This window comes from Bradyrhizobium sp. Kon10, assembly GCF_055807395.1.
Genome location: NZ_JBVVOZ010000014.1, coordinates 160,776 through 180,771, shown reverse-complemented (window position 1 = coordinate 180,771; position 19,996 = coordinate 160,776). Strand labels below are relative to the sequence as shown.

The window sequence follows — 19,996 nt, the reverse complement described above, 5'->3', positions numbered from 1 at the left end:
TCCGGCTGATTGCCTATGTCGCCGCAAGGCTCCGAAACGTCGCCGCGATCGCGCGTAGCGCGGCTACCTTGGCGGGATCGCTGACCTTCGAATGCAGCATCACCTTCGAGCTGCCGAGTTTTGGCAGCTTGTGGGCGGGCCCGATATCGATCAACCCGGGAGGCGCGATCCGCCGCGCCAGCGGTGCGATCGCAAGGCCGGCAAGCGTGGCCGCAACCACCGCGGTGACGCCGCCGCCGACAAAGCGCTCGCGCCAGGCGACCCCGGCTTTGTCGAGCGCGCGCACGGCGATGGCGCGGACGCCGCAGGGAGGGGCGAGCGTTGCGAGCGGCAGCGGCTCCCCCTTCGGCAGCGTGAAGCGCCTCGCCGCGAACCAGCCGAACTCGTCCTCGGTCAGCTTCTCGCCGCCACGGCGGCTGCCTTCCTGGCGGACGACCACTGCATCGAGCCGTCCTGCGTCATAGGCATCCTGCATCTCGCGCGAGAAGCCGATGGTGACGGCTAGGGTAAGCTGCGAGGACATCGCGTGCAGCCGCTCGAGCAGCGGTACCAGCTCCGGGCCGGCGGCGTGATCGGAGATGCCGAGCGAGAGCGATTGCACGGCAGACGCCTCGCCCGACAGCGCGCGGTCATGCGCCTGCATCAAGGCGCGGGCACGATCGAGGAACGCGGCGCCATCCGCGGTGAGCCGGAGTGCGCGTGGCGACCGTTCGACGAGGCGCTTGCCCAGCAGCGTCTCCAACCGTTGCAGTTTCAGGCTGATGGCCGCCTGGGTCGTGCCGAGCACTTCGGCGGCACGCGTAAAGCTCTGGAGGTCGGCGACCAGCAGGAAAGCGTGGACGGTGGCGATGTCGAGGGTGGCTGCCATTACGAATACTTATCATTGATATCAACAATCATAAGATACCAAAATGATTGGCGGAGGTCTAGCTTCTCATCAACGCCGCGCAAGCCGCGCGACATTTGAGGAGAACGACCATGCCCCTGATCACCGTGTCCTACACCACCTCGCGGCAATCGCCCTCGCTGAAGGCCGACATCGCGAACGCCGTGTCCGAACTCACCGCCGAGATACTCCACAAGGATCCCAAGGTGACCGCCATCATCGTGAAAGCGGTCGAGGCGAGCGACTGGTTCGCCGGCGGCAAGTCGCTCGCCGACCAGCGCCTCGCGAGCTATTGGATCGACATCCACGTCAGCGAAGGCACCAACACCAAGGACGAGAAGGCGGCCTATCTCGCGGCGATGTTCAAGCGCATGACCGGGATCCTGGGCCCGCTGCATCCCGAGACCTACCTGCATGTCGACGAGGTCAAGGGGGATGCCTACGGTTTCGGCGGCCTGACTCAGGAGCGGCGCTATATCGCCGGCAAGCTCGAGCTCTCGCCGGAGAAGACGTGAAGCCGCAAGCCGCGGGTGAGCGATCTCACCCGCGGCCATTACCGCTTGCAAGGGAGATATTCAGCTCGCTGCGCGGAACTGAACCTCGGCATCGTTCAGGAAGCAGGTCTTGTCGAACAGCTTCAAATCGAGCGGGTTCGGCAGCCTGACATCGCTGAGATCGGGGCAGGGCTTGACGGAGGGATCATAGGACCGGTCGATCTGGGAGATGAAGACGACGATCAGGCCCGTGTCGCGTGCGAAGGATTTCAGCGCGCGCACCTGGACGGTCAGATCGGGGTTTTCCCGCCGCTGGTCGAGCAGTTGCAGATAGTCGATCACCACGACCGTGCCTGGGAGCGCCGCGGCCATCTGCTTGACGACGTAATCGGCGCTGATCGCGTCGGAACAATCGACCTCGAACATGTCAGCGAATTGCGCCGGGTCCACGCCGATCGCGCGGATACGGTCCAGCACATCGCGCTCGGTATATTCGAGCGAGAAGAACGCGGCTCGACGTCCCGACCTCATGGCCTCGACGGCAAGTTCGAGGCTCATCAGGGTCTTGCCTTGGCCGGGACGCGCCCCGACCAGCACCAGGTCACCCGGCTGGACGTGGGGGAACAGTCGATTGGCCGGCGTCACTGCGGCTGCTTTCGCCGCGAGCATGCTCCAGGCCGAAAACCCTTCGCTCACGGCAATGCGGTCGAGCGCATCGTGCAGCGGAATGCCTTCTCCGCGGGACAGGCGCTTGGCCTTGCGCTTGAGATGATAGATCGGTGCAGACAATCTCATCGTAGAAACCTCCCATTGCGAGCTGAAGCGCAATCCCTCCTTATGCCTGGCGCTCGAACAGTCGGTCCGATGATCAACTCGCCCGGCATGACGTGTACTTTCCCGGCGGAGGGGGGAGGCGTGGGCGACACCGATTCAAGCGTAGCTGATTCCGCCTCAACGGAGAACGGGCATCGGTGCGTGTCCAACGAGAACTCGCTACGCGGCGGCTTCCGGCACCAGCGCTCTGGTCGGGCCGAACAGCTCTTCAAAGGCTTGCCGGAGCGCGATGTCGACATCGGCCATGGTCACGAGCTGGCCGAGATCGACCAGCGAGGTGACGCCGTAGCGAGGATCGGCGACGCCGCAGGGCACGATACCGGCGAAGTGCTCTAGCTCCGGCTCGATATTAATGGCGATGCCGTGGAATGACACCCAGCGTTTCAGCCGGACGCCGATCGCGGCGATCTTGTCCTCGTGCTCGGTCCCCTTGTCGGGCCGCTTGACCCAGACGCCGACCCGATCCTCCCGCCGTTCGCCGCGAACGTTGAACGCCGCGAGCGTGCGCAGGATCAGTTCCTCCAGGCTCGCGACATAGGCCCGCACGTCCGGCCGGCGCCGCTTGAGGTCGAGCATGACATAGGCCACGCGCTGGCCGGGCCCGTGATAGGTGAGCTGCCCACCGCGACCGGTCGCAAAGGTCGGGAAGCGGGGGTCGAGCAGGTCGGAGGCCTTGCCCGAGGTGCCGGAGGTATAGAGCGGGGGGTGTTCGAGCAGCCAGACCAGCTCCGGAGCCTCGCCTGCGGCGATCGCCGCCACGCGGGCCTCCATTACGGCCACAGCCTCCGGATAGGGCACGGGCGCGTCCGAAATCCGCCACTCCACGGGTTCGCCCGTGGCGGCGGAAAACGGCGCTAGATCGAGGTCCTGGCGAGGGTTCTGGGGCGAGTTAACCATTGGCTAACCATAGCCGGGTGATGATTGCAGGCGCAAATGCCGAGTCCATAGTCTCAAGTCCAGTCTCAAGTCCCAAGTTGCGGTGGTGCTGACAGTGCCTACTCTCGATAAAGTCACCGTGGATCTCATGGTCGTCCTCGGGACGACCACCATGCCGATCCATCAAGTATTACGTCTTTCCCGCGGTGCCATCATCGAGCTGGACGCGACCGAGGCCGACGAGGTCAAGGTTTTGGCCAACAACCTGCCGGTCGCCTCCGGCGTCGTGCTGGTCGACCGCAACCGCATCGCAGTCGAGGTCAAGCAGATGCTGCCACGCACGACCGGCACGCGGTAAGCGGCCGGGGCACGGTAAGCGGCCGGGGCACGCGGTAGCGGGCCGGGCGCCAGATCAAGGCCGGCTGGCGGAAGGAACTTTCTTCCCAAGCTTGTGGAATTCGGGGCCTTTGTAGGCTTGTACCCCTCTGATGGATTTGTTAGATCGGCGCCGTTGATCCGGCAGGCCTCAAGCCTTAAGCCGGTATCCCCAAAGCGCTCGTGGCGGAATTGGTAGACGCGCTGCCTTGAGGTGGCAGTGAGTAAAATCGTGGGGGTTCGAGTCCCTCCGAGCGCACCACGTCCCAAAAATCCTGATCTGACGAGAACTGGCTCGGCCCGGGCCTGTCAGCCATATTCCTCGCCGATCCCGTATTCCTTGTAGATCTCCAGCGGATCTGTCTCCGGAAACAGCCGGCATTTGGCCTGGGCAAGATGCAGGGTCACCGCCGCCGGTTCCTTGCCGCTTGAGAGCATCTTCCGGATGTCGTCCATATGGGTGCTCGGCTGGTGCTTCGGCTCGAGCTGCTCCAGCGCCACCAAAGCGGTCGCCAGCGCCTCGGTCAGAACCCAATCGTCGTGGCCCGTGATTCCCTTTTTCGGCATCGGCAGACCCCGTATGCGAGTTGCGGCGACACTCTATCGCGGCTTTTGCCGAATCTCCATCGAGCCCGTTGCGCGCGCGTATGTAAAAGGTGGCCCGCCCTGGTTGCTTGCAGGATGGCCGAGTGTGGCTAAAAGGCGTCCCGCACAGGGGTGATCTTATTCTTGCCGCAACGAAGTTAGCGTAGATCCGCTGCATGGCATTCGGGCTGGCCGTTCCAGCCTGCAGGCCGACACCCCCCTGAAATCGCAACAACTGCCCGGTTGCGCGCCTTCTCTCGGCTGGAGCCAGCATGGCCTTTCTAAGCATCATCTACCGCTTCCTGACTAACTTCGCGTTCATGGCGATGGTGTATTTCAGCCTGAACTTCATGGAGAAGTATCCGAACAGGGCGATGCTCGCGATCCTGGTGCTGGTCTACAGCGCCATGCGCGGGGCCTCGACGCTGCGCTCGTTCTATTTCTTCCAGAAGATCGAGAAGCTCGAGGCCGAGACGCGGCGCCTCCAGGGCCCGATCAATGACGGGAGCGGCGGGACGAACGCGCGCAAGCAGGTCGTCACCGACGTCGCGCGACTGCGACGCGACGGCGAGATCAAGTCCTATATGGACCTGTTCTTCCTGGCGCTGATCGTGCTGCTCTGCGTCGCCAACATTATGCGGCAGTAAGCAACGCTACTGCGCCCGCTTCTTCAGGCTGGCGACCCGCGTCGGCGGCGGCGTAGCGCCGTTGGCCTGGCTTACGTGTTTCGGCGCGGCATGCGCAGCGCGCGCCGTCCGCCGCGCCTGCATCCTGGCTGCCTTGCCTTTGCCGGCATGAGGCGTCTCGGCCGCCATGGCGAGCCGCGTCGCGGCGCGCCGCGACAATGTCGTCGACAGCAGCACCTCGATCGATCCTTCCGGGATCGCGAAGAGATCGCGGCCGGGCATGGGCAGGGTGGCCGCGACATCCGCCTGCGCCATGGTCTTGCGCGGCAGTAGGGCCTGGTGCACCGCTTGCACGTTGAGATCAGCAACGGCGGGCGCCGGAAGCATCCGGGTCTGCATGAACACGAAATTCGGCACCGCCGGCCAGCGCGCGATCGGCGTCGTCTCCGTCGGCGGATGCAGCAGCCATTCCACCGGCGCGGTCGGCGTCGCCGGCCGGTCTGCGGTGGCGGGCACCACATGCACGATGCGATAGCCGCGCGCCTTCAGCTCGCGGATGATCTTTGGCAGCGCCGCGACCGTGCGGGGCTGGATGTCGTGCAGCAGCAGAATGCCCTTGCCCTTGGCCTCCAGCCGCTGGATCGCGAGCTGGTAGACGCGGTCAGGCGACACGTGGCGCCAGTCGTCCGCCGGGAAATCCGCGCTCCACACCTGGATGCCGCGCGAGATCAGATACTCCTCGACGCGTTCGGCGCGCATCAGTCCGGGAATCCGGAAGAACGGTGCGAGCTGCGACGGATCGGTCATCGCAGCCGACGTCCACTCGATGCCGCCATTGATCTCGGCCTCGGCCTTCTCGATCGGCATTCTGTCGAACGTCAGCGGATGGGTCATGCTGTGCGTGGCGACGGTGTGGCCGGCTGCGACCAGCTTGCGCACACCCTCGGGGTTGGCCTTGGCCTGCGCGCCGATGGTGAAGAAGGTCGCCTTGATGCACTCGTCAGCCAGGATCTGGAGCACCTGGTTGGAATATTTCGGCAGCGGCCCGTCGTCGAAGGTCAGGACCACTTCGTGGTCCTTCAGCGGCAGCGTCTCGCGGTACTGCATGGTGCCGATGCGCGGATGCTCGCGCGGATCGACAACGATGGTACGGGACGTGCCGAGCGCGCCCGGATGACCCGGACAATCGGCCGCAAGCGCCGCCGGCGAGCCCGTGGTCAGCAATCCCAGAAGCAGGACGGTCCATGATCGCGTCTGGAGAGCACCGCTACTGCCGATCATGAATCCGGTCTACCCTCATATGCGACTGTCGCCATCATAGGTCGGAGGCGCCGAAGAACGGTTCAGGCGCAGGACCCCTTGATCATTGCACGGCGTAGCATGAACGGAGTGTTAATAGGGCTCAAATCACCCCATTTTGCACCGGCGTGACATTCCGGCATCAATGCGCGTCGGCATTCTTCTGCGCCGCGCCTGCCGGTATGATGTGAACGACGTGGTAGCCGTTCTCGCGCAAATACCGCAGGAAGGCCGGCATCATGGCCGCAGTGCGCGCCTTGGGATCGTGGAACAGGATGATGCCCTTGCCGGCCGCGGCCAGGCGCTCGGTGATGAGCTTCAGTTCCTCGTCCGGCGTCATCTCTTCCCAGTCGCTGGCCCAGAGATCGGCGCCGAACACGGCGATGCCGCGCGACTGGAGCAGGTCGAGCTCGGCCTGCGTCTGTTCGAAATAGGGGAAGCGGAAAAACGGCGTCGAAGGCGTCGTCGTCGCGGCCCCGTTCAGCGCCATCTCGTCGGCAGCGATGCCGCGGTCGATCTCGGACGTCGCCTTGTCGAACGGGATCCGCGCCATGTACGCATGCGACCAGGTGTGGTGGCCGATCGTGTGGCCCTCGCGGGCGATGCGCTTGACCATGTCGGGATGCTCAGAGGCGGGCAGCCCGACCAGGAAGAAGGTCGCGCGCACGCATTCCTGCGCGAGCGCCGCCAGCACCTTCGAGGTGGTCGGCGGATTTGGACCGTCGTCAAAGGTCAGCACGACCTCGTGGTCGGCGAGCGGCAGGGTCTGCGGAAAGCTCTTCAGCCCCACGCGCGGCGTGGTCCTGGCATCGACGCTCAGCACCCGCGAGGTGCCGAGCGTGTCCTTGCGCGGGCAGTCGGCGGCCGAGGCGGTGCTGACGAGCGCGGCGAGCGCTACGGCCACCGACATCGAGGTGCAGCTCAGTTGAAGTATCTTTGTCATTGCGCTCGCAGCCGCCTTGTGGGTATTGCCTGAACCATCAGCTCAGCCCACTCGTTCCAACCTGTCAACGGCGAGGCGCGCCATGGATGAACATATGGACGGTGCCGCATCCGCCGAGGCTTCGGTACTCGACCACGTTCCGATGCGCAATGAAGACGGCGAAATTCGTCACGAATTCGTCGAGGAGATCGCGCATGCGATCGAGGCCGGCGACAGTGCTGCATTGCGAGCCTGCGTCGCCGAGCTGCACGAGGCCGATCTCGGCGACCTGATCGGGGCCCTGGAGCCTGACGACCGCGTCCGCCTGGTCGAACTGACCGGGCGCGACTTCGACTTCTCGGCATTGAACGAGCTCGACGAGGGCGTCCGCGAGGAGATTCTCGAGGAGTTGCCGCCGGAGACGGTCGCCGAAGGCGTCCGCGAACTGGAATCCGATGACGCGGTCGAACTGCTGGAAACCCTCGACCAGGCCGATCAGGAGGAGATCCTCGAGAAGCTGCCGTTGCAGGAGCGCGTCGCGCTCGAACGCAGCCTGCTGTATCCGGAAAACTCCGCCGGCCGGCGTATGCAGACCGAGTTCATCGCGGTGCCGCAGGATTTCACCGTGGGCCAGGCGATCGACTACATGCGTGACACGCCCGATCTGCCCGAGCGCTTCTACGAGATCTACGTCGTCGACAAGGACCAACACTGGCTGGGCGCTGTCTCGCTCGACGCGCTGCTGCGCGCCCGCCGGCCGGTGTCGCTCACGGAGCTGACCGATGAGGATCGCCGCCGCGTCTCCGTCCTGGAGGACCAGGAGGAGGTGGCGCGCATGTTCGGCAAATACAACCTCGTCGCCGCACCCGTGCTCGACACCCAGGATCGCCTCGTCGGCGTGATCACCGTCGACGACGTCGTTGACGTCATCGAGGAAGAGGCGGACGAAGACCTCAAGGCGCTCGGCGGCGTCAACAGCGACGAAGAACTCTCCGACACCGTCTTCACCATTGCACGCGCGCGGTTCAACTGGCTGCTGGTCAATCTGGCAACGGCGTTCCTGGCGTCCTCGGTGCTCGGCCTGTTCGAGGGCCAGCTCGAAAAGATGGTGGCGCTCGCCGTGCTGGCGCCGATCGTCGCGAGCCAGGGCGGCAACGCCGCGACCCAGACCATGACCGTCGCGGTGCGCGCGCTCGCTACCCGCGAGCTCGGCTCGTTCAACGCCTGGCGCGTGGTGTTGCGCGAGGCCCTTGTCGGCATCGTCAACGGCCTGGCCTTTGCCGTGATCACCGGCATTGCCGCGGTGGTCTGGTTCAGGATCCCGGGCCTTGGGATCGTCATCGGGCTCGCGATCATCTGCAATCTTGTTGCGGGCGCGCTCGGCGGCATCCTGATCCCGATGGCGCTCGACCGGGTGCGGGCCGATCCGGCGGTCGCCTCCGGTACGTTCGTGACGACCGTGACCGACGTCGTCGGCTTCTTCTCTTTCCTGGGCATCGCGACGCTCTGGTTCGGGCTGAAGTAGGTAGTGGTTTGAAGCGCATGCTCTCTCCTCGTCATTGCGAGTTGGGACCGGCCTTGAGGGCCGACGCGCGAAGCGGCGAAGCGAAGCAATCCAGAATCTCTCCGCGACGGCAGTCTGGATTGCTTCGTCGCAAGAGCTCCTCGCAATGACGGGGTGAGGGCGGCGCCCTCATCGTGTCCCGGGCGCGCTGCGCCGGGTCCGGAGCGTGAGACCAACCCCGCCACTTTAATCCGAACTTAAGCGTGCTGCCGCATCATCCCGCCTGCTTGGGGGAATGAGCATGCGTGTGCGGCTGAAGGCGGACGGACGGATCGTCGAGTTGCGGGACGGGCAGGAGTTTCCTGTTCAGCCGTTTCCAATCCAGCCTGCGACCAACGCGGCGCCGGCTGACGCTGGCTCGCTTAGGGTGCGCGACCTGCGCCGCCGGGCCTGCCTCACCCAGATGGAGTTCGCCGCAAAGCTCGGCGTGCCCGTCGAGACCATCCGCAACTGGGAACAAGGCAAGCGCGCCCCGCGCGGTCCGGCGAGGGCGCTGCTCGCGGTCATCGCGCATGCGCCCGATATGGTTTTCCAGGCGCTCGCCAAGGCATAACGAGAAGGTATGACGAGAAGGCCTGACGAGAAAGCCTGACGCGAACCTCGCGTTGGCATTGCCCAGAATATCCATTCCCGCTGCCGCGGCATTGGTTGGCAGCATCGCGGGCCGGGTCCATAATGCATCGGGGGCGACCGCAACTGGGAGGCTTCCTCATGCTGTTCGTCGAGGCCAACGGTGCAAGCATCCCGGCGATCGGGCTGGGGACCTGGGAGTTGAGCGACCGGACCTGCGCGCGCGTTGTCGAGCAGGCGCTGCGGCTCGGTTACCGCCACATCGACACCGCGCAGGTCTATGACAATGAGCGCGAGGTCGGCGACGGCTTGCGCGCCTCCGGCGTGCGTCGCGAAGACGTTTTCGTCACCACAAAAGTCTGGACCAACCATTTCGCGCCGCATGATCTCGAGCGATCGCTCAAGGAGAGCCTGGTTCGCTTGCGGCTTCCTTCCGTGGATCTCGCGCTGTTGCACTGGCCCAATTCGCACGTGCCGCTGGCGGAGACGCTGGGCGCGCTGTCGCATGCCAAGCGTATGGGCCTGACGCACCACATCGGCGTCTCCAACTTCACGGTGGCGCTGATCGAGCAGGCGGTTGCACTGTCGCCGGAGCCGCTCGTCTGCAACCAGGTCGAATATCATCCCTATCTCGACCAGGCGAAAGTGAGGGCGGCCTGCGACCAGCACGGCCTGGCGCTGGTCGCCTACAGCCCGATCGCCAAGGGCCGCATCAAGGCTGACCAGACACTCGCCGAGATCGGGCGCGCCCATCGCAAGACGCCGGCGCAAATCTGTTTGCGCTGGCTCGTGCAACAGAATGTTTCCGCGATTCCCAGAACTTCGCGCGTCGAGCGCCTATCGGAAAACATCGAGATCTTCGATTTCGAGCTGGCGGAGGACGAGATGGCCCGGATCGCATCGCTGGCCAATCCGAAGGGCCGCCTGACTGATTTCGGCTTTGCGCCGAAATGGGATTGAGGGTCGGTCGGGTTATGCTAGGACCAGCCGGCAAGCCAAGATCGGGCGATGGAAACGCGGAAGATCATACGGACGGATATTGCAGCGTCGGCGATCGCGCATCTGACGCTGGTGGCTCTGGTCATCCTGATCAGCGAGGTCCGTCCGTTTCATCCGGCGCCGCCCGAGGCTGTTACGGTCGACGTCGTCACGCCGGAGCAGGTCAAGCAGGAGGAGGCCAAGGCCGAGGAGAAGGCGAAGGAAAAGGCGCTGGAGACGCTCCCCGACCTGAAGCTGCCGAAGCTCGATTTCACCGAGAAGGACAAGGCTGAGGCGGCGGCGCAACCCTCGGTCAAGCCGCAGAAGCCGTCGCAGCCACAATCCGCCCCGAAGCAGCGCGAGGCGAACGCTCAGCCTCAAACGCAACCGCCGCAACCACAGGCCCAGCAACCGCAACAATCGCCAGCGCAATCGCAGTTGCCTGCGCAACAGTCTCCGCCACAGCCTCAGCCTGCCTCGCAGCCTCCCGCAATGCCGCAGCCGGGCCCGCCGGCCTATCAGCCGCCGGAGCCTGATGTCACCATCAAATACGGCGTCCTGCTGGGCTTGCCCCCGGAACTGCCGGCCGAACCGAAGGACGACGGCGGCGATGCCAAGGATTCCACCGCTGCGAAGCTGGCCCCGGAGGTGATCGCCGAGCTTCGCCGGCACCTCAGGAGTTGTGCAAAGCTTCCGGCCGGCGTCGCAGCAACCGACAATGTCCGCATCAAGCTGCGCGCGGTGCTCACCACCGACGGCACCCTGGCGCGCCCGCCAATCCTGATCGAAGCGCCGCCATCCGCGAAGGGCGTTGCCGTCGTCAAGTCCGCGATGAGCGCGCTTCAGGCTTGCCAGCCCTATAAGATGCTGCCGGTCGACAAATATGAGGAATGGAAGGTGTTGGATCTGCCGTTCGCGCCGCAGGATTTCGGTGGGTAGCGCCTCCATGCGTTCCGTTCGGGCTACAACAGCTTGGGTTGGTCGTCGGGCAAAACGCCCAACTGGTTGGTCAATCGGCTTGCTTCAAAATATTCCACTTTACCGAAATTCGGAAATGGCGTATGTGTCGCCCATCCCGGCTCATCCTTGAGGGGCGATCTCGTTGTCGTCTTGATTGCGAGCCGGGCTTGCGGTGGACGCGGCAGCGTTGGCATGAGAGGTGCGGGCAGGGCGGGTAGTCCCTGTGAGTCCGCGGCCGCGTGCGGACGAGCGGCGCTGTCAGGTTCGTCTCGCCAGTATGCTTTCGGCAACGTCGACAACGCCGGGAGATCATGTGGCGAACAAGCGAGCCGCGCGTACGGCAAAACCGTGTGGTCCTGGCTGTCGTTGCTACGGTCAAGTCTTCGCGAAGGTGCGAGCGAGCCCAACCGGGCAGACTGCATCATCCAATTCGCGGGACGAGGGAGGCCAGAACGAACTCGGCTCCCGGGAGAGCACGGCATAAGCCGTCCAACCATCGCGCAGGGAAGGCCGAGTGATTGGCACCACCTGTATGCTGCTGTGCGGTTTTCCTGCGTGTGCTTTTCGCGCAGCGGACCGCGGGTGTGAGGTCAGCACCCGGCCTTCCCTGCGCCCTCTTGGCTTGAGAGGGTGGAGCGACGAAGCAATGCTCGGGCGAAATGAGCCGCGAGGACGCGAAGGCATGTCTGCAACCATACAATCGCTGTCATCGCCCGGCTTGACCGGGCGATCCAGTATTCCAGAGACGGCTGCGGTTGAGCCGAGAAGCCGCGGCGTACTTGATTCCCCGCCTTCGCGGGGAATGACAGTGGTATTTGGAGGACGAAGCCGTCCTCATACTCCGTCATTGCGAGCGCAGCGAAGCAATCCAGAGTCTTTCCGCGGAGGGATTCTGGATTGCTTCGCTGCGCTCGCAATGACGACGTGGAGAGAGTTGAGATCAATGACCGCGCTTTCGCATCTCCTCGCCATCTGCCACCGCCGCCGGCGCCATGGCCTCCCACGCGCTCGACGCGAACTGCCGGCGCCAGGTCACGATCACCACCGCGGCTGTGGTCACGAACAGCAGCCACGGGCTCACGAACCAGCCGAGATAGCCGAGTGCGAAGAAGAAGGCGCGCTGGCCGCGGTTGAAGTGACGGCCGGCGGATTCGAACACGCGCGTGGTGCGGATGACGTGGGCTTCGGCCTGCGGCGTATCGCGTTGCGAGGCCGGCGGCATGCCGCCGAACAGGATCGCGACATAGTTGAACAGGCGATAGGCCCAGGCGAATTTGAAGAAGGCGTAGACGCAGATCAGCACCAGACCGACGCATTTCAATTCCCACAGCGCCGGCGAGGGGCTGAGATCGATCGGCAGCTTGCCCAAGATGGTGATGGCGTCGTTGGTCGCATGCAGCAGCGCCAGCGCGCCGCCGAGCGCGAACAGGCTGGTGGAGGCGAAGAACGCGGTGCCGTTCTGGAGCGAGGCCATGATCTGCATGTCGACCATGCGGGTGTCGCGGTCGAGCAGGCGGCGCACCCAGACCTCGCGATAGCGGTTCATGCGGGCCGACAGGCTGTCGCGGCCGTAAGCCGAGTGCTCCAGCGTCAGGGCATAGGCCGTCCATTCGATGATGAAGAAGCCGACCGCGGTGATGTCGACCCAATGCCTGCTCATGTCGCTCTCCTGGGCGAGGATCGCCACGATTGCCATGCATGGTGAGTTGCGGCAACGATTGATTGGCGGCAGGCAATGGCGCTAAAAGCAGCCGCATCCGCGAGACTGGGAAGGATCGGTGATATGGCAGCGCTAAAGCTTGCGATCGGCAACAAGAACTACTCGTCCTGGTCGATGCGGCCGTGGCTTGCGTTGCGCGCCAACGACATCCCGTTCGATGAGACCGTGATTCCGCTCTACACCGACAATCCCGCGGACAAGGCCAAGATCCTCTCCTTCAGCCGCGCCGGCAAGGTGCCGGTGCTGGTCGACGGCGACATCACGGTGTGGGATTCGCTCAGCATCATCGAATACATCGCCGAGCGCTATCCGGACATGAAGCTGTGGCCGGATGATGTGGCGGCGCGCGCCCATGCCCGTTCGGTGTGCGCGGAGATGCATTCGGGCTTCGTAGCCCTGCGCAGCGAATGCGGCATGAACCTGCACCGCCCCGTCCGTCCGGTGGCGCTGTCGGCGGATGCGCTGGCCAACATCGCGCGGGTGCAGGAGATCTGGCGCGAATGCCGGACGCGCTACGGCGCCAACGGGCCGTTCCTGTTCGGCCGCTTCGGCGCGGCGGATGCGATGTATGCGCCGGTCGTGCACCGCTTCCGCACCTTCGCCATCGAGGTTGGGCCCGAGGCCAAGACCTATATGGACACCATGATGGCGCTCCCGGCCTTCCAGGAATGGACTCGCGACGGGCTCGCCGAAACGCTTGTCATCGAAAAGTTCGAGACCGTGTGAGCATGATTGTGATTGAGCCCAGCTTGACGGCATGCCGTCTCGCGGCGCTCAATCAGAGGGAATGACGGCTTGGGAGAGGACACGGCCATGGGAATTCTGGACTCGCTGGAAAACAATCCAGCATTGCGCGGCGCGCTCGGCCAGCTCGGGGCCGCAGTTTTGCCGGCCGTGCTGAGCGAAGTGCTCGGCAGTAACAATCAGGGCGGCCTCAGCGCCATCGTCGCAAAGCTCCAGCAGGCGGGCTTGGGCGACCAGGTCAAATCCTGGCTTGGCAATGGCCAGAACATGCCGATTTCGGCCGACCAGCTCCGCGCCGTGCTCGGCAATGACACCGTCCGGCAGCTCGCCGCCCGCTACAACATCCCGGTCGATCAACTGAGCCAGATTCTGGCCCAGGAGCTGCCAAAGGCGGTGGACCAGGCAAGCCCGGAGGGCCATCTGCCCCATACCGCCTGAGACCCGGTTCCAGCGGTATTAAACGGCAGGCCGTTGTTCTCGTTATCACCCTGATAGGACTTCAAAATTGGCCCGTTTGCCATGCTCGCATGAGGCTGGCCAAAAACGCCGCATGCGTGCTATATGACGGCCGGGCTTTCGGCCGGCCGCCGCAGTGGGACCATGTGCGAGGCAGGCGCTGTTTGAGTGATGGAGAGGGTGTTGAAGCACAAATTCCCCGTTGGAACGCACGTCTTGTTCACGGCCAGCAATGTTGCGCGCCCGGCTGCCAGCGGAGCGTATGAGATCATCCGCCTGCTGCCGACCGATGGCGACGACTGCCAGTACCGGATCAAGAGTTCGACCGAGGCGTTCGAACGGGTCGCCAAGGAAAGCCAGCTCGCACTCTCCTGAAGCGTGGACGGCACGATGCATTGACGTCGCGGACCAATTTGCTCCGCTCGCCGTCAAAAGGCCCGCTTCGCCTCGACAAGGTGGACCGGGGGCAGTTGCCGACTCGCGGTGCTCGCTTTGACCATTCGCTCTTTGCTCGCGTGAGGGGACGTCGCGCATGAACTGGGCATGGACCACTTCGCTCGACGAAATCTGGCGCTCGCCGGCCTTTCCGATGTGGATGACGCTGGCGGCTGCCGGCTTCTTCGGACTGATTCTCCTGATCACGCTGGTGCGTGCCGAGAAGTCGGTCGCCAACGGCGCGCTGACCGTCATCACGCTGCTCGCGATCGGCATCGCGGTGGCCGCCACTATGCGCGTCTATGGACCGACTGGGCCGACCACGCCCAGCGAAGTCCGCGCCCAGGCGGTGGCAGCGGCGAACTTGCCGGCGCTGTCCTGCCTCGACGATCTCGCCGGTGATGCCGTACTCGCCGGGTGCGAGAAGGCGTTGTTCGGCTCGCCCGATGCTGCGGCTGCCGCCGTCTCCTACACCGCGGCCCGAATCGATCGGCTGACCGCGCTCGGCGATGCCGCCTCCGCGGACAAGAACCTGACGCCGGACATGAAGGTGCTGCGCAAGTCGCTGGAGCGGGACCGCTACGGCTTCGTCGCGCAGGTGCTGGTCGCGCGCGACGGCTGCACCCAGTTCGATTGCGCCACCTTCCGCTCGCTGAGGGATCAGCAACAGGTCGCCGCCAACATGGACGCCCATCTCTACGACATGCTGGTCGCGCGCTACGCGCCGGCCTGGAACACGCCCGCCACGGGACCGGCGATGCCGGCCGCGGCCGCGCTCGCGGCGCTGCCGCAGACGATGCCGACGGGCAAGCCGACCAATGCTGAGTTCCCGAGCGCCTCGTCGACGCCACCGGTGAGCATAATGAATCCGGAGCCGGCGACGCGCCCGGCGCCCGCCGCAAATGCTGCTGCTGCCCCGGCGCCGCGCGCAGCGGCCGCAGCTTCAGCTCCTGCCGCGAAGAAGCCGCCGGCGCCGAGGGCCGCGCGTGCCAGCGCTCCGGTTCCGCTGGCGCCACCGGCCGCCGCACCGGCTCCCGCGGCTGCGGATAACCAGTAGATCGGCTTTGAAAACCCGCGGCCGGCCCGTTAATGCTGGGGCATGCCACTTCATCTGATCAAGCTTGCCGTCGGCTGCGACTCCGTCAAGGAATTGAAGGGGTGGATCGCCGAACGGATGCAGACGGCCAAGAAAAAGGGCCTGCCGCAACATCACATCCACATCACCCGCATGGTGCCCAAGCGTGACGCCGAGATCCTCGCGGGTGGCTCGCTCTATTGGGTCATCAAGGGTGAGGTCGCCGCCCGCGAAAAGATCATCGGCATCGAGCCGTTCCGCGACAAGGACGGGATCGGGCGCTGCAGGATCGTGATGCAGCCCAAGGTGATCTCGGTGTCGCCGCGGCCGATGCGCCCGTTCCAGGGCTGGCGCTATCTCGCCGACGATTCCGTGCCGGCCGATCTCGGCAAGTCGGCTGCCGGCACCATCGCCGCGATGCCGGAGCCGATGCGGCGCGAGCTGCGCGATCTCGGATTGCTCTAGACCGCGATATTGTCGATCAGCCGCGTCGTGCCGAGCTTGGCGGCGACCAGGATCCGCAACGGTCCGTCCCCGCTCGAGGTGACCGGCACCAGCATCTCGGCATGGCGCAGCTCGAAATAGTCGAGCGCAAAACCGGCCGCCTTGATCATCTCGGCGCCGCGCGCCATCGCGGGCGCGATCGGTTCACCGGCCCGGATGCGCCCGGCGCTCTCCTTCATGGCGCGGAAGAGCATGGTCGCCGTCTGCCGCTCGTCGGCTGAGAGATAGACGTTGCGCGAGGACATCGCGAGCCCGTCGCGCTCGCGCACCGTGCGCGAGCCGATGACCTTGACGCCGAGGTCGAGGTCGCGCGCCATCTGCGCCACCACCCGCAATTGCTGAAAGTCCTTCTCGCCGAAGATGGCCACGTCCGGCCGGCATTGCGTGAACAGCTTGCCGACGACGGTGGCGACGCCGCCGAAGAAGTGCGGCCGAAAGCGGTCCTCGAGGCCGGCGAGCGCCGGTCCCTCCGGCACGATGCGGGTCGCAAAGCCCTGCGGATACATCGCTTTCACGCCTGGGTGCCAGACGATGTCGACGTCTTCGGCTGCGAGCCTGGCGATATCGGCCTTCCAGGTTCGCGGGTAGGCGCCGAAATCCTCGGTCGGCGCGAACTGGGTCGGATTCACGAAGATCGAGACCACGACGCGGCTGGCGCGCCGCTTGGCGAGGCGAACCAGCGACACATGGCCGTCATGAAGCGCCCCCATGGTCGGCACCAGCGCGACCGTGGCGTTTCGCTTGCGGAGATTGTCGAGGGCGCGTCGCAGGGTGGGGACCGTGCGGGCGATCAAGGGGCCTGCTGACATCAGTACTCGAGGTGGTTGGGCGCGACCGCCTAATCTTAACAAGCGGCGATCGTGGACGCCACGCATCGACATGCCGCACAGCATCCCGCGCAGCGCCGCTCGGGAGTTCGCGACATTGTGGGCTGGATCACAGACGCGATACGGCAGCGCGATTCATGATGAAGAGCGGCGCGCTGCGATTTCGTTATCCTGTCACGCATTTAACTTGACCGCAGACGCGGCCAACTCGAAGATATTCGTTAGGGGTGTTGAGGATCGCTATGCTTGTGCAGGCTAGCCAAGGGCAATCCGGCTCGGCGCACGTCGTCGTGCTCGGCAACGAGAAAGGCGGCTCCGGCAAATCGACCACCGCCCTGCACATCGCGGTTGCGCTTCTGAAGGCCGGCCAGCGCGTCGCTACCATCGACCTCGACTGCCGCCAGCAAAGCTTCACCCACTACATCAACAATCGCTCTGCCTGGGCGCGCCGCACCAGGCTCGACCTCGAGCTGCCGGTGCATCGCTGCATCAAGCTCGGCGAGACCATGCAGATTGCCGAGAACGAAAATTCCGAGTTCCAGCAGTTCATGGAGGCGGTCTCGGCGGTCGAGAGCAGCTTTGACTTCATCGTCATCGATACGCCCGGCACCGACAGCTACCTGATGCGCCTCGCGCACTCGATGGCCGACACGCTGGTCACGCCGATCAACGACAGCTTCCTCGACTTCGACGTGCTCGGCACTGTCGATCCCGCCAATTACGCGGTGACGGGCGAGAGCCATTATGCCGAGATGGTTCGTGACGTCAGGCGCAAGCGCCGCCAACTCGACGGCTCGAGCACCGACTGGATCGTGGTGCGCAACCGCCTCTCGATGCTCGGCTCCCGCAACAAGCAGCTCGTTGCCGACGGCTTGAAGGATTTGTCGCTGCGGCTCGGCTTCCGCTATGTCGACGGCTTTGCCGAGCGCGTCGTCTATCGCGAATTCTTCCCGCGTGGCCTGACGGCGCTGGACGAGATCGACGAGGCGACGCTCGGCATGCGGCCCAATCTCGGCCATCTCACCGCCCGGGAGGAGGTGACGAGCCTGCTGCGCCAGCTCAAGCTGCCGCTCGACGAACGCGGCCGCCGCCGTGCGGCCAATCGCGCCGAGTGGTTCAGCCAGGTCGACAGGCCGCTCGAGGTCCACGACATCCTCGGCGCCTGACGGCGGGCGGTACGGTGCTACTTGTGCGCGATTAGCACCGTCGGCTCCCGCCGGAACCGAGTCCGCGCAAACCCGTTTTCACCCGACGTTCACCCTGAAATTGAACGCGGCGGAGACGTGTTGCGTCGGATGATAGCCTGTTCCCTGATTTAGCCACCTGAGACGGGATGCCTAACAAACGTGTGCGTCGCACAATGAAAGGGCTGTCGGTTCACAAAATTTGGCCTTCCTGTCACGCTGCTGTGACGTATATTGGGGAATAGGCGCGAGGGGGCCAAAGAGCTCCCCGAACAAACACGGTTTCGACAGGGACTTCAGGTGAGACAAGCCTGAGGCTGAGGACGAAAATGAAGCGTGGAATTGCCGTTCTGGTTTGTGTCACTGCCCTCTGCGGCGTCGCCTATTTCACGGCGAGCAAGTGGGCGATCAGGCATGAGACCATCACTTTCTACGATGCTTCGCGCGACAACCGTCCCGTGCCTGTCGACATCGCGATCCGCCGCGACAAGGAAATGCAGGCCAATGCCGGCATGATCACGATGCCCGTCGCAGTGATCAATCACGGCAACACCGTCAAGAACACCGAGTACGGCTTCCTCGCCAACATTTTCGCTGCGCGCGGCTACCTCGTGGTCAGCCCGCAACATGATTTGCCGACCGATCCTCCGATGGTGACCAAGCCCGGCGAACTCTATGTCGGCCGGCTGCCGCAGATCCTGCGCGGTGTCGCCAACATCCACCTCGCGATGCAGGAGATGAAGAAGGTTCAGCCCAACGCCGACTATGAGAGGGTGACGATGGTCGGCCACTCCATGGGCGGCGACATCACGATGTATTTCGCCAAGCAGTATCCTGACGAGGTGAAGAAGGTCGTGACACTGGATAATCTCCGCGTGCCGTTCGTGACCGCGGGTAAGTTCAAGATCCTCTCATTCCGTTCCAAGGATCCGCAGTTCAAGACCGACCCGGGCGTGATCCCCACTGAAGAGGAATGCGAGAAGGCCGGTATCCAGGTCGTGAAGACGGAGTTCCAGCATAACGACATGCGCGACACAGGCCCGGATGACGCCAAGAACTCGATCCAGAGCATGCTGGACAAATTCCTGAGCGATACCGATAGCGCAGTAGCCCCGGTGGACACCACGTCCTCTCCGCCGAAGATCCTCGAGCCTGGTCCGGTCGCCCTGATGGCGCCCGCCAAGAGCTGAAGGCCCTCGGCCATCGTCGAAAACAAGTTCAAGGCGTCTGCCGGCATCCGCCTGCGGAGGCTTTGCTCATTGACCGGGCGGGGCGCGCTATCCACATTGGTGGCCTTGGGACCAATTGCGACCGCGGATGTCCGGCGAACCAGTCAAACCACGCAACAGCGATAGCGTTTCGGCGAAGGCCGAACGAGACGGCGCGTTGCCGCCGGCAAAGACATCGACTTCGGAGGACGTCGCCGCCTTCGTCGCTAAAGCGCGTGCGCTATCGCCGCATGCGCCTGGCGCGAAGGGGCGGCTTATCTTTGCGCTCGACGCGACGATGAGCCGGCAGCCGACCTGGGACATGGCCTGCGCGCTGCAGGCGGACATGTTCCGCGAGGCCGGGGTGCTCGGCAGCCTCGACATCCGGCTGGTCTATTATCGCGGGTTCAACGAATGCCGCGCCAGCGGGTGGATCTCCGACAGCGGCAAGCTTGCGGCGTTGATGAGCAAGATCGACTGCCGCGGCGGCGACACCCAGATCGGCAAGGTGCTGACCGAGGCGCGACGCGAGGCGGTCGCGTCCGGCGTGCGCGCAGTGGTCTTCGTCGGCGACGCGATGGAAGAGAAGGTCGACGAGCTCTGCGCCAAGGCCGGCGAACTCGGCATGCTCAAAGTCCCGGTGTTTCTGTTTCAGGAAGGCCATGATGCCGTGGCCGAGCAGGCGTTTCGCGAGATCGCGCGCCTGACGGGCGGGGCATGGTGCCGATTCGATCCCGGCGCGGCCGCGCAGTTGCGCGAGCTGTTGCGGGCGGCTGCGGCCTACGCCGCCGGCGGGCGCGAGGCGCTGTTGAAATTGTCCCGGACTGCGAGCGGTGCGGCGAAGCTGATCGGCCAGATGAAGTGAGCCGCGCTG

At 64.8% G+C, this 19,996-nt stretch carries 23 protein-coding genes and 1 tRNA gene; 16 read left to right on the top strand and 8 right to left on the bottom strand.

Annotated features, from left to right (window positions below):
• Window positions 1-13 precede the first annotated feature (13 nt).
• On the bottom strand, window positions 14-868 hold the full coding sequence (locus AC0L2O_RS20950; RefSeq protein ID WP_369723197.1) for a LysR substrate-binding domain-containing protein: 855 nt from the start codon (window positions 866-868) through the stop codon (window positions 14-16).
• 110 nt (window positions 869-978) lie between these two features.
• Between AC0L2O_RS20950 and AC0L2O_RS20945 the strand changes: the two genes are divergently transcribed.
• Complete coding sequence (locus AC0L2O_RS20945; protein WP_473371018.1) at window positions 979-1,401, top strand: tautomerase family protein; 423 nt, start codon at window positions 979-981, stop codon at window positions 1,399-1,401.
• Between the two features lie 60 nt (window positions 1,402-1,461).
• On the opposite strand, the gene AC0L2O_RS20940 is transcribed toward AC0L2O_RS20945, so the two are convergent.
• Together AC0L2O_RS20940 and lipB are read right to left on the bottom strand one after the other, a co-directional pair.
• On the bottom strand, window positions 1,462-2,175 hold the full coding sequence (locus tag AC0L2O_RS20940; protein WP_473371017.1) for a DNA helicase: 714 nt from the start codon (window positions 2,173-2,175) through the stop codon (window positions 1,462-1,464).
• 198 nt (window positions 2,176-2,373) lie between these two features.
• Window positions 2,374-3,111 (bottom strand): lipoyl(octanoyl) transferase LipB, encoded by a 738-nt coding sequence (lipB, locus tag AC0L2O_RS20935; RefSeq protein ID WP_473371016.1) that lies wholly within the window; start codon window positions 3,109-3,111, stop codon window positions 2,374-2,376.
• Window positions 3,112-3,205: 94 nt separating this feature from the next.
• Here lipB and AC0L2O_RS20930 point away from each other — a divergent pair, with 94 nt between their 5' ends.
• A complete protein-coding gene (locus tag AC0L2O_RS20930; RefSeq protein ID WP_015685538.1) occupies window positions 3,206-3,448 on the top strand; it encodes a FliM/FliN family flagellar motor switch protein in 243 nt (80 codons plus the stop codon).
• A 194-nt stretch (window positions 3,449-3,642) separates the two neighbouring features.
• Window positions 3,643-3,727 (top strand) — tRNA-Leu (locus tag AC0L2O_RS20925).
• Between the two features lie 47 nt (window positions 3,728-3,774).
• Here the strand turns inward: AC0L2O_RS20925 and AC0L2O_RS20920 are convergent.
• A complete protein-coding gene (locus AC0L2O_RS20920; protein WP_409188316.1) occupies window positions 3,775-4,032 on the bottom strand; it encodes a hypothetical protein in 258 nt (85 codons plus the stop codon).
• Window positions 4,033-4,322: 290 nt separating this feature from the next.
• On the opposite strand from AC0L2O_RS20920, the gene AC0L2O_RS20915 reads away from it, so the two are divergent.
• Window positions 4,323-4,697 (top strand): hypothetical protein, encoded by a 375-nt coding sequence (locus AC0L2O_RS20915; protein ID WP_369723201.1) that lies wholly within the window; start codon window positions 4,323-4,325, stop codon window positions 4,695-4,697.
• Between the two features lie 6 nt (window positions 4,698-4,703).
• Here AC0L2O_RS20915 and AC0L2O_RS20910 read toward each other — a convergent pair whose 3' ends face one another.
• Both AC0L2O_RS20910 and AC0L2O_RS20905 read right to left on the bottom strand, forming a co-directional pair.
• Complete coding sequence (locus AC0L2O_RS20910; RefSeq protein ID WP_473371015.1) at window positions 4,704-5,957, bottom strand: polysaccharide deacetylase family protein; 1,254 nt, start codon at window positions 5,955-5,957, stop codon at window positions 4,704-4,706.
• A 160-nt stretch (window positions 5,958-6,117) separates the two neighbouring features.
• Window positions 6,118-6,918 carry a polysaccharide deacetylase family protein gene (locus AC0L2O_RS20905; protein WP_473371014.1) on the bottom strand — a complete coding sequence of 267 codons (801 nt, stop codon included), beginning with the start codon at window positions 6,916-6,918 and terminating at the stop codon, window positions 6,118-6,120.
• An 82-nt stretch (window positions 6,919-7,000) separates the two neighbouring features.
• Between AC0L2O_RS20905 and mgtE the strand changes: the two genes are divergently transcribed.
• From mgtE to AC0L2O_RS20885, 4 genes are all read left to right on the top strand, one after another.
• A complete protein-coding gene (gene mgtE / locus AC0L2O_RS20900) occupies window positions 7,001-8,422 on the top strand; it encodes a magnesium transporter (RefSeq protein ID WP_409188318.1) in 1,422 nt (473 codons plus the stop codon).
• Between the two features lie 274 nt (window positions 8,423-8,696).
• A complete protein-coding gene (locus AC0L2O_RS20895; protein ID WP_369723204.1) occupies window positions 8,697-9,014 on the top strand; it encodes a helix-turn-helix domain-containing protein in 318 nt (105 codons plus the stop codon).
• A gap of 158 nt (window positions 9,015-9,172) precedes the next feature.
• Window positions 9,173-9,991 (top strand): aldo/keto reductase, encoded by an 819-nt coding sequence (locus AC0L2O_RS20890; protein ID WP_369723205.1) that lies wholly within the window; start codon window positions 9,173-9,175, stop codon window positions 9,989-9,991.
• Between the two features lie 48 nt (window positions 9,992-10,039).
• Window positions 10,040-10,948, top strand: coding sequence for a hypothetical protein (locus tag AC0L2O_RS20885; protein ID WP_473371013.1), 909 nt, complete (start codon window positions 10,040-10,042; stop codon window positions 10,946-10,948).
• A 961-nt stretch (window positions 10,949-11,909) separates the two neighbouring features.
• Here AC0L2O_RS20885 and AC0L2O_RS20880 read toward each other — a convergent pair.
• The gene (locus AC0L2O_RS20880) at window positions 11,910-12,629 is read right to left on the bottom strand and encodes a DUF599 domain-containing protein (protein ID WP_473371012.1); all 720 of its coding nucleotides are present in this window, start codon (window positions 12,627-12,629) and stop codon (window positions 11,910-11,912) included.
• Between the two features lie 123 nt (window positions 12,630-12,752).
• Here AC0L2O_RS20880 and AC0L2O_RS20875 point away from each other — a divergent pair, with 123 nt between their 5' ends.
• The 5 genes from AC0L2O_RS20875 to AC0L2O_RS20855 all read left to right on the top strand — a co-directional run bounded on the left by AC0L2O_RS20875 (window position 12,753) and on the right by AC0L2O_RS20855 (window position 15,864).
• Window positions 12,753-13,415: a glutathione S-transferase family protein gene (locus AC0L2O_RS20875; protein ID WP_473371011.1), complete on the top strand. Its 663-nt coding sequence runs from the start codon at window positions 12,753-12,755 to the stop codon at window positions 13,413-13,415.
• An 87-nt stretch (window positions 13,416-13,502) separates the two neighbouring features.
• Window positions 13,503-13,871, top strand: a complete 369-nt coding sequence (locus AC0L2O_RS20870) for a YidB family protein (protein WP_473371010.1) — start codon at window positions 13,503-13,505, stop codon at window positions 13,869-13,871.
• Between the two features lie 189 nt (window positions 13,872-14,060).
• Window positions 14,061-14,264 (top strand): hypothetical protein, encoded by a 204-nt coding sequence (locus tag AC0L2O_RS20865; RefSeq protein WP_369723210.1) that lies wholly within the window; start codon window positions 14,061-14,063, stop codon window positions 14,262-14,264.
• Between the two features lie 157 nt (window positions 14,265-14,421).
• Window positions 14,422-15,381 carry a hypothetical protein gene (locus tag AC0L2O_RS20860; RefSeq protein ID WP_369723211.1) on the top strand — a complete coding sequence of 320 codons (960 nt, stop codon included), beginning with the start codon at window positions 14,422-14,424 and terminating at the stop codon, window positions 15,379-15,381.
• Between the two features lie 42 nt (window positions 15,382-15,423).
• Window positions 15,424-15,864 carry a DUF1489 family protein gene (locus AC0L2O_RS20855; protein WP_369723212.1) on the top strand — a complete coding sequence of 147 codons (441 nt, stop codon included), beginning with the start codon at window positions 15,424-15,426 and terminating at the stop codon, window positions 15,862-15,864.
• On the opposite strand, the gene panC is transcribed toward AC0L2O_RS20855, so the two are convergent.
• A complete protein-coding gene (gene panC, locus AC0L2O_RS20850) occupies window positions 15,861-16,712 on the bottom strand; it encodes a pantoate--beta-alanine ligase (protein ID WP_473371009.1) in 852 nt (283 codons plus the stop codon). The genes AC0L2O_RS20855 and panC overlap by 4 nt on opposite strands.
• A gap of 260 nt (window positions 16,713-16,972) precedes the next feature.
• Here panC and AC0L2O_RS20845 point away from each other — a divergent pair, with 260 nt between their 5' ends.
• The 3 genes from AC0L2O_RS20845 (at window position 16,973) to AC0L2O_RS20835 (ending at window position 19,987) form a co-directional block, all read left to right on the top strand.
• Window positions 16,973-17,896, top strand: a complete 924-nt coding sequence (locus AC0L2O_RS20845; protein ID WP_409188320.1) for a division plane positioning ATPase MipZ — start codon at window positions 16,973-16,975, stop codon at window positions 17,894-17,896.
• Window positions 17,897-18,243: 347 nt separating this feature from the next.
• Complete coding sequence (locus AC0L2O_RS20840) at window positions 18,244-19,104, top strand: alpha/beta fold hydrolase (RefSeq protein WP_369723215.1); 861 nt, start codon at window positions 18,244-18,246, stop codon at window positions 19,102-19,104.
• A gap of 127 nt (window positions 19,105-19,231) precedes the next feature.
• Window positions 19,232-19,987, top strand: a complete 756-nt coding sequence (locus AC0L2O_RS20835) for a VWA domain-containing protein (protein WP_473371008.1) — start codon at window positions 19,232-19,234, stop codon at window positions 19,985-19,987.
• Window positions 19,988-19,996: the final 9 nt, after the last annotated feature.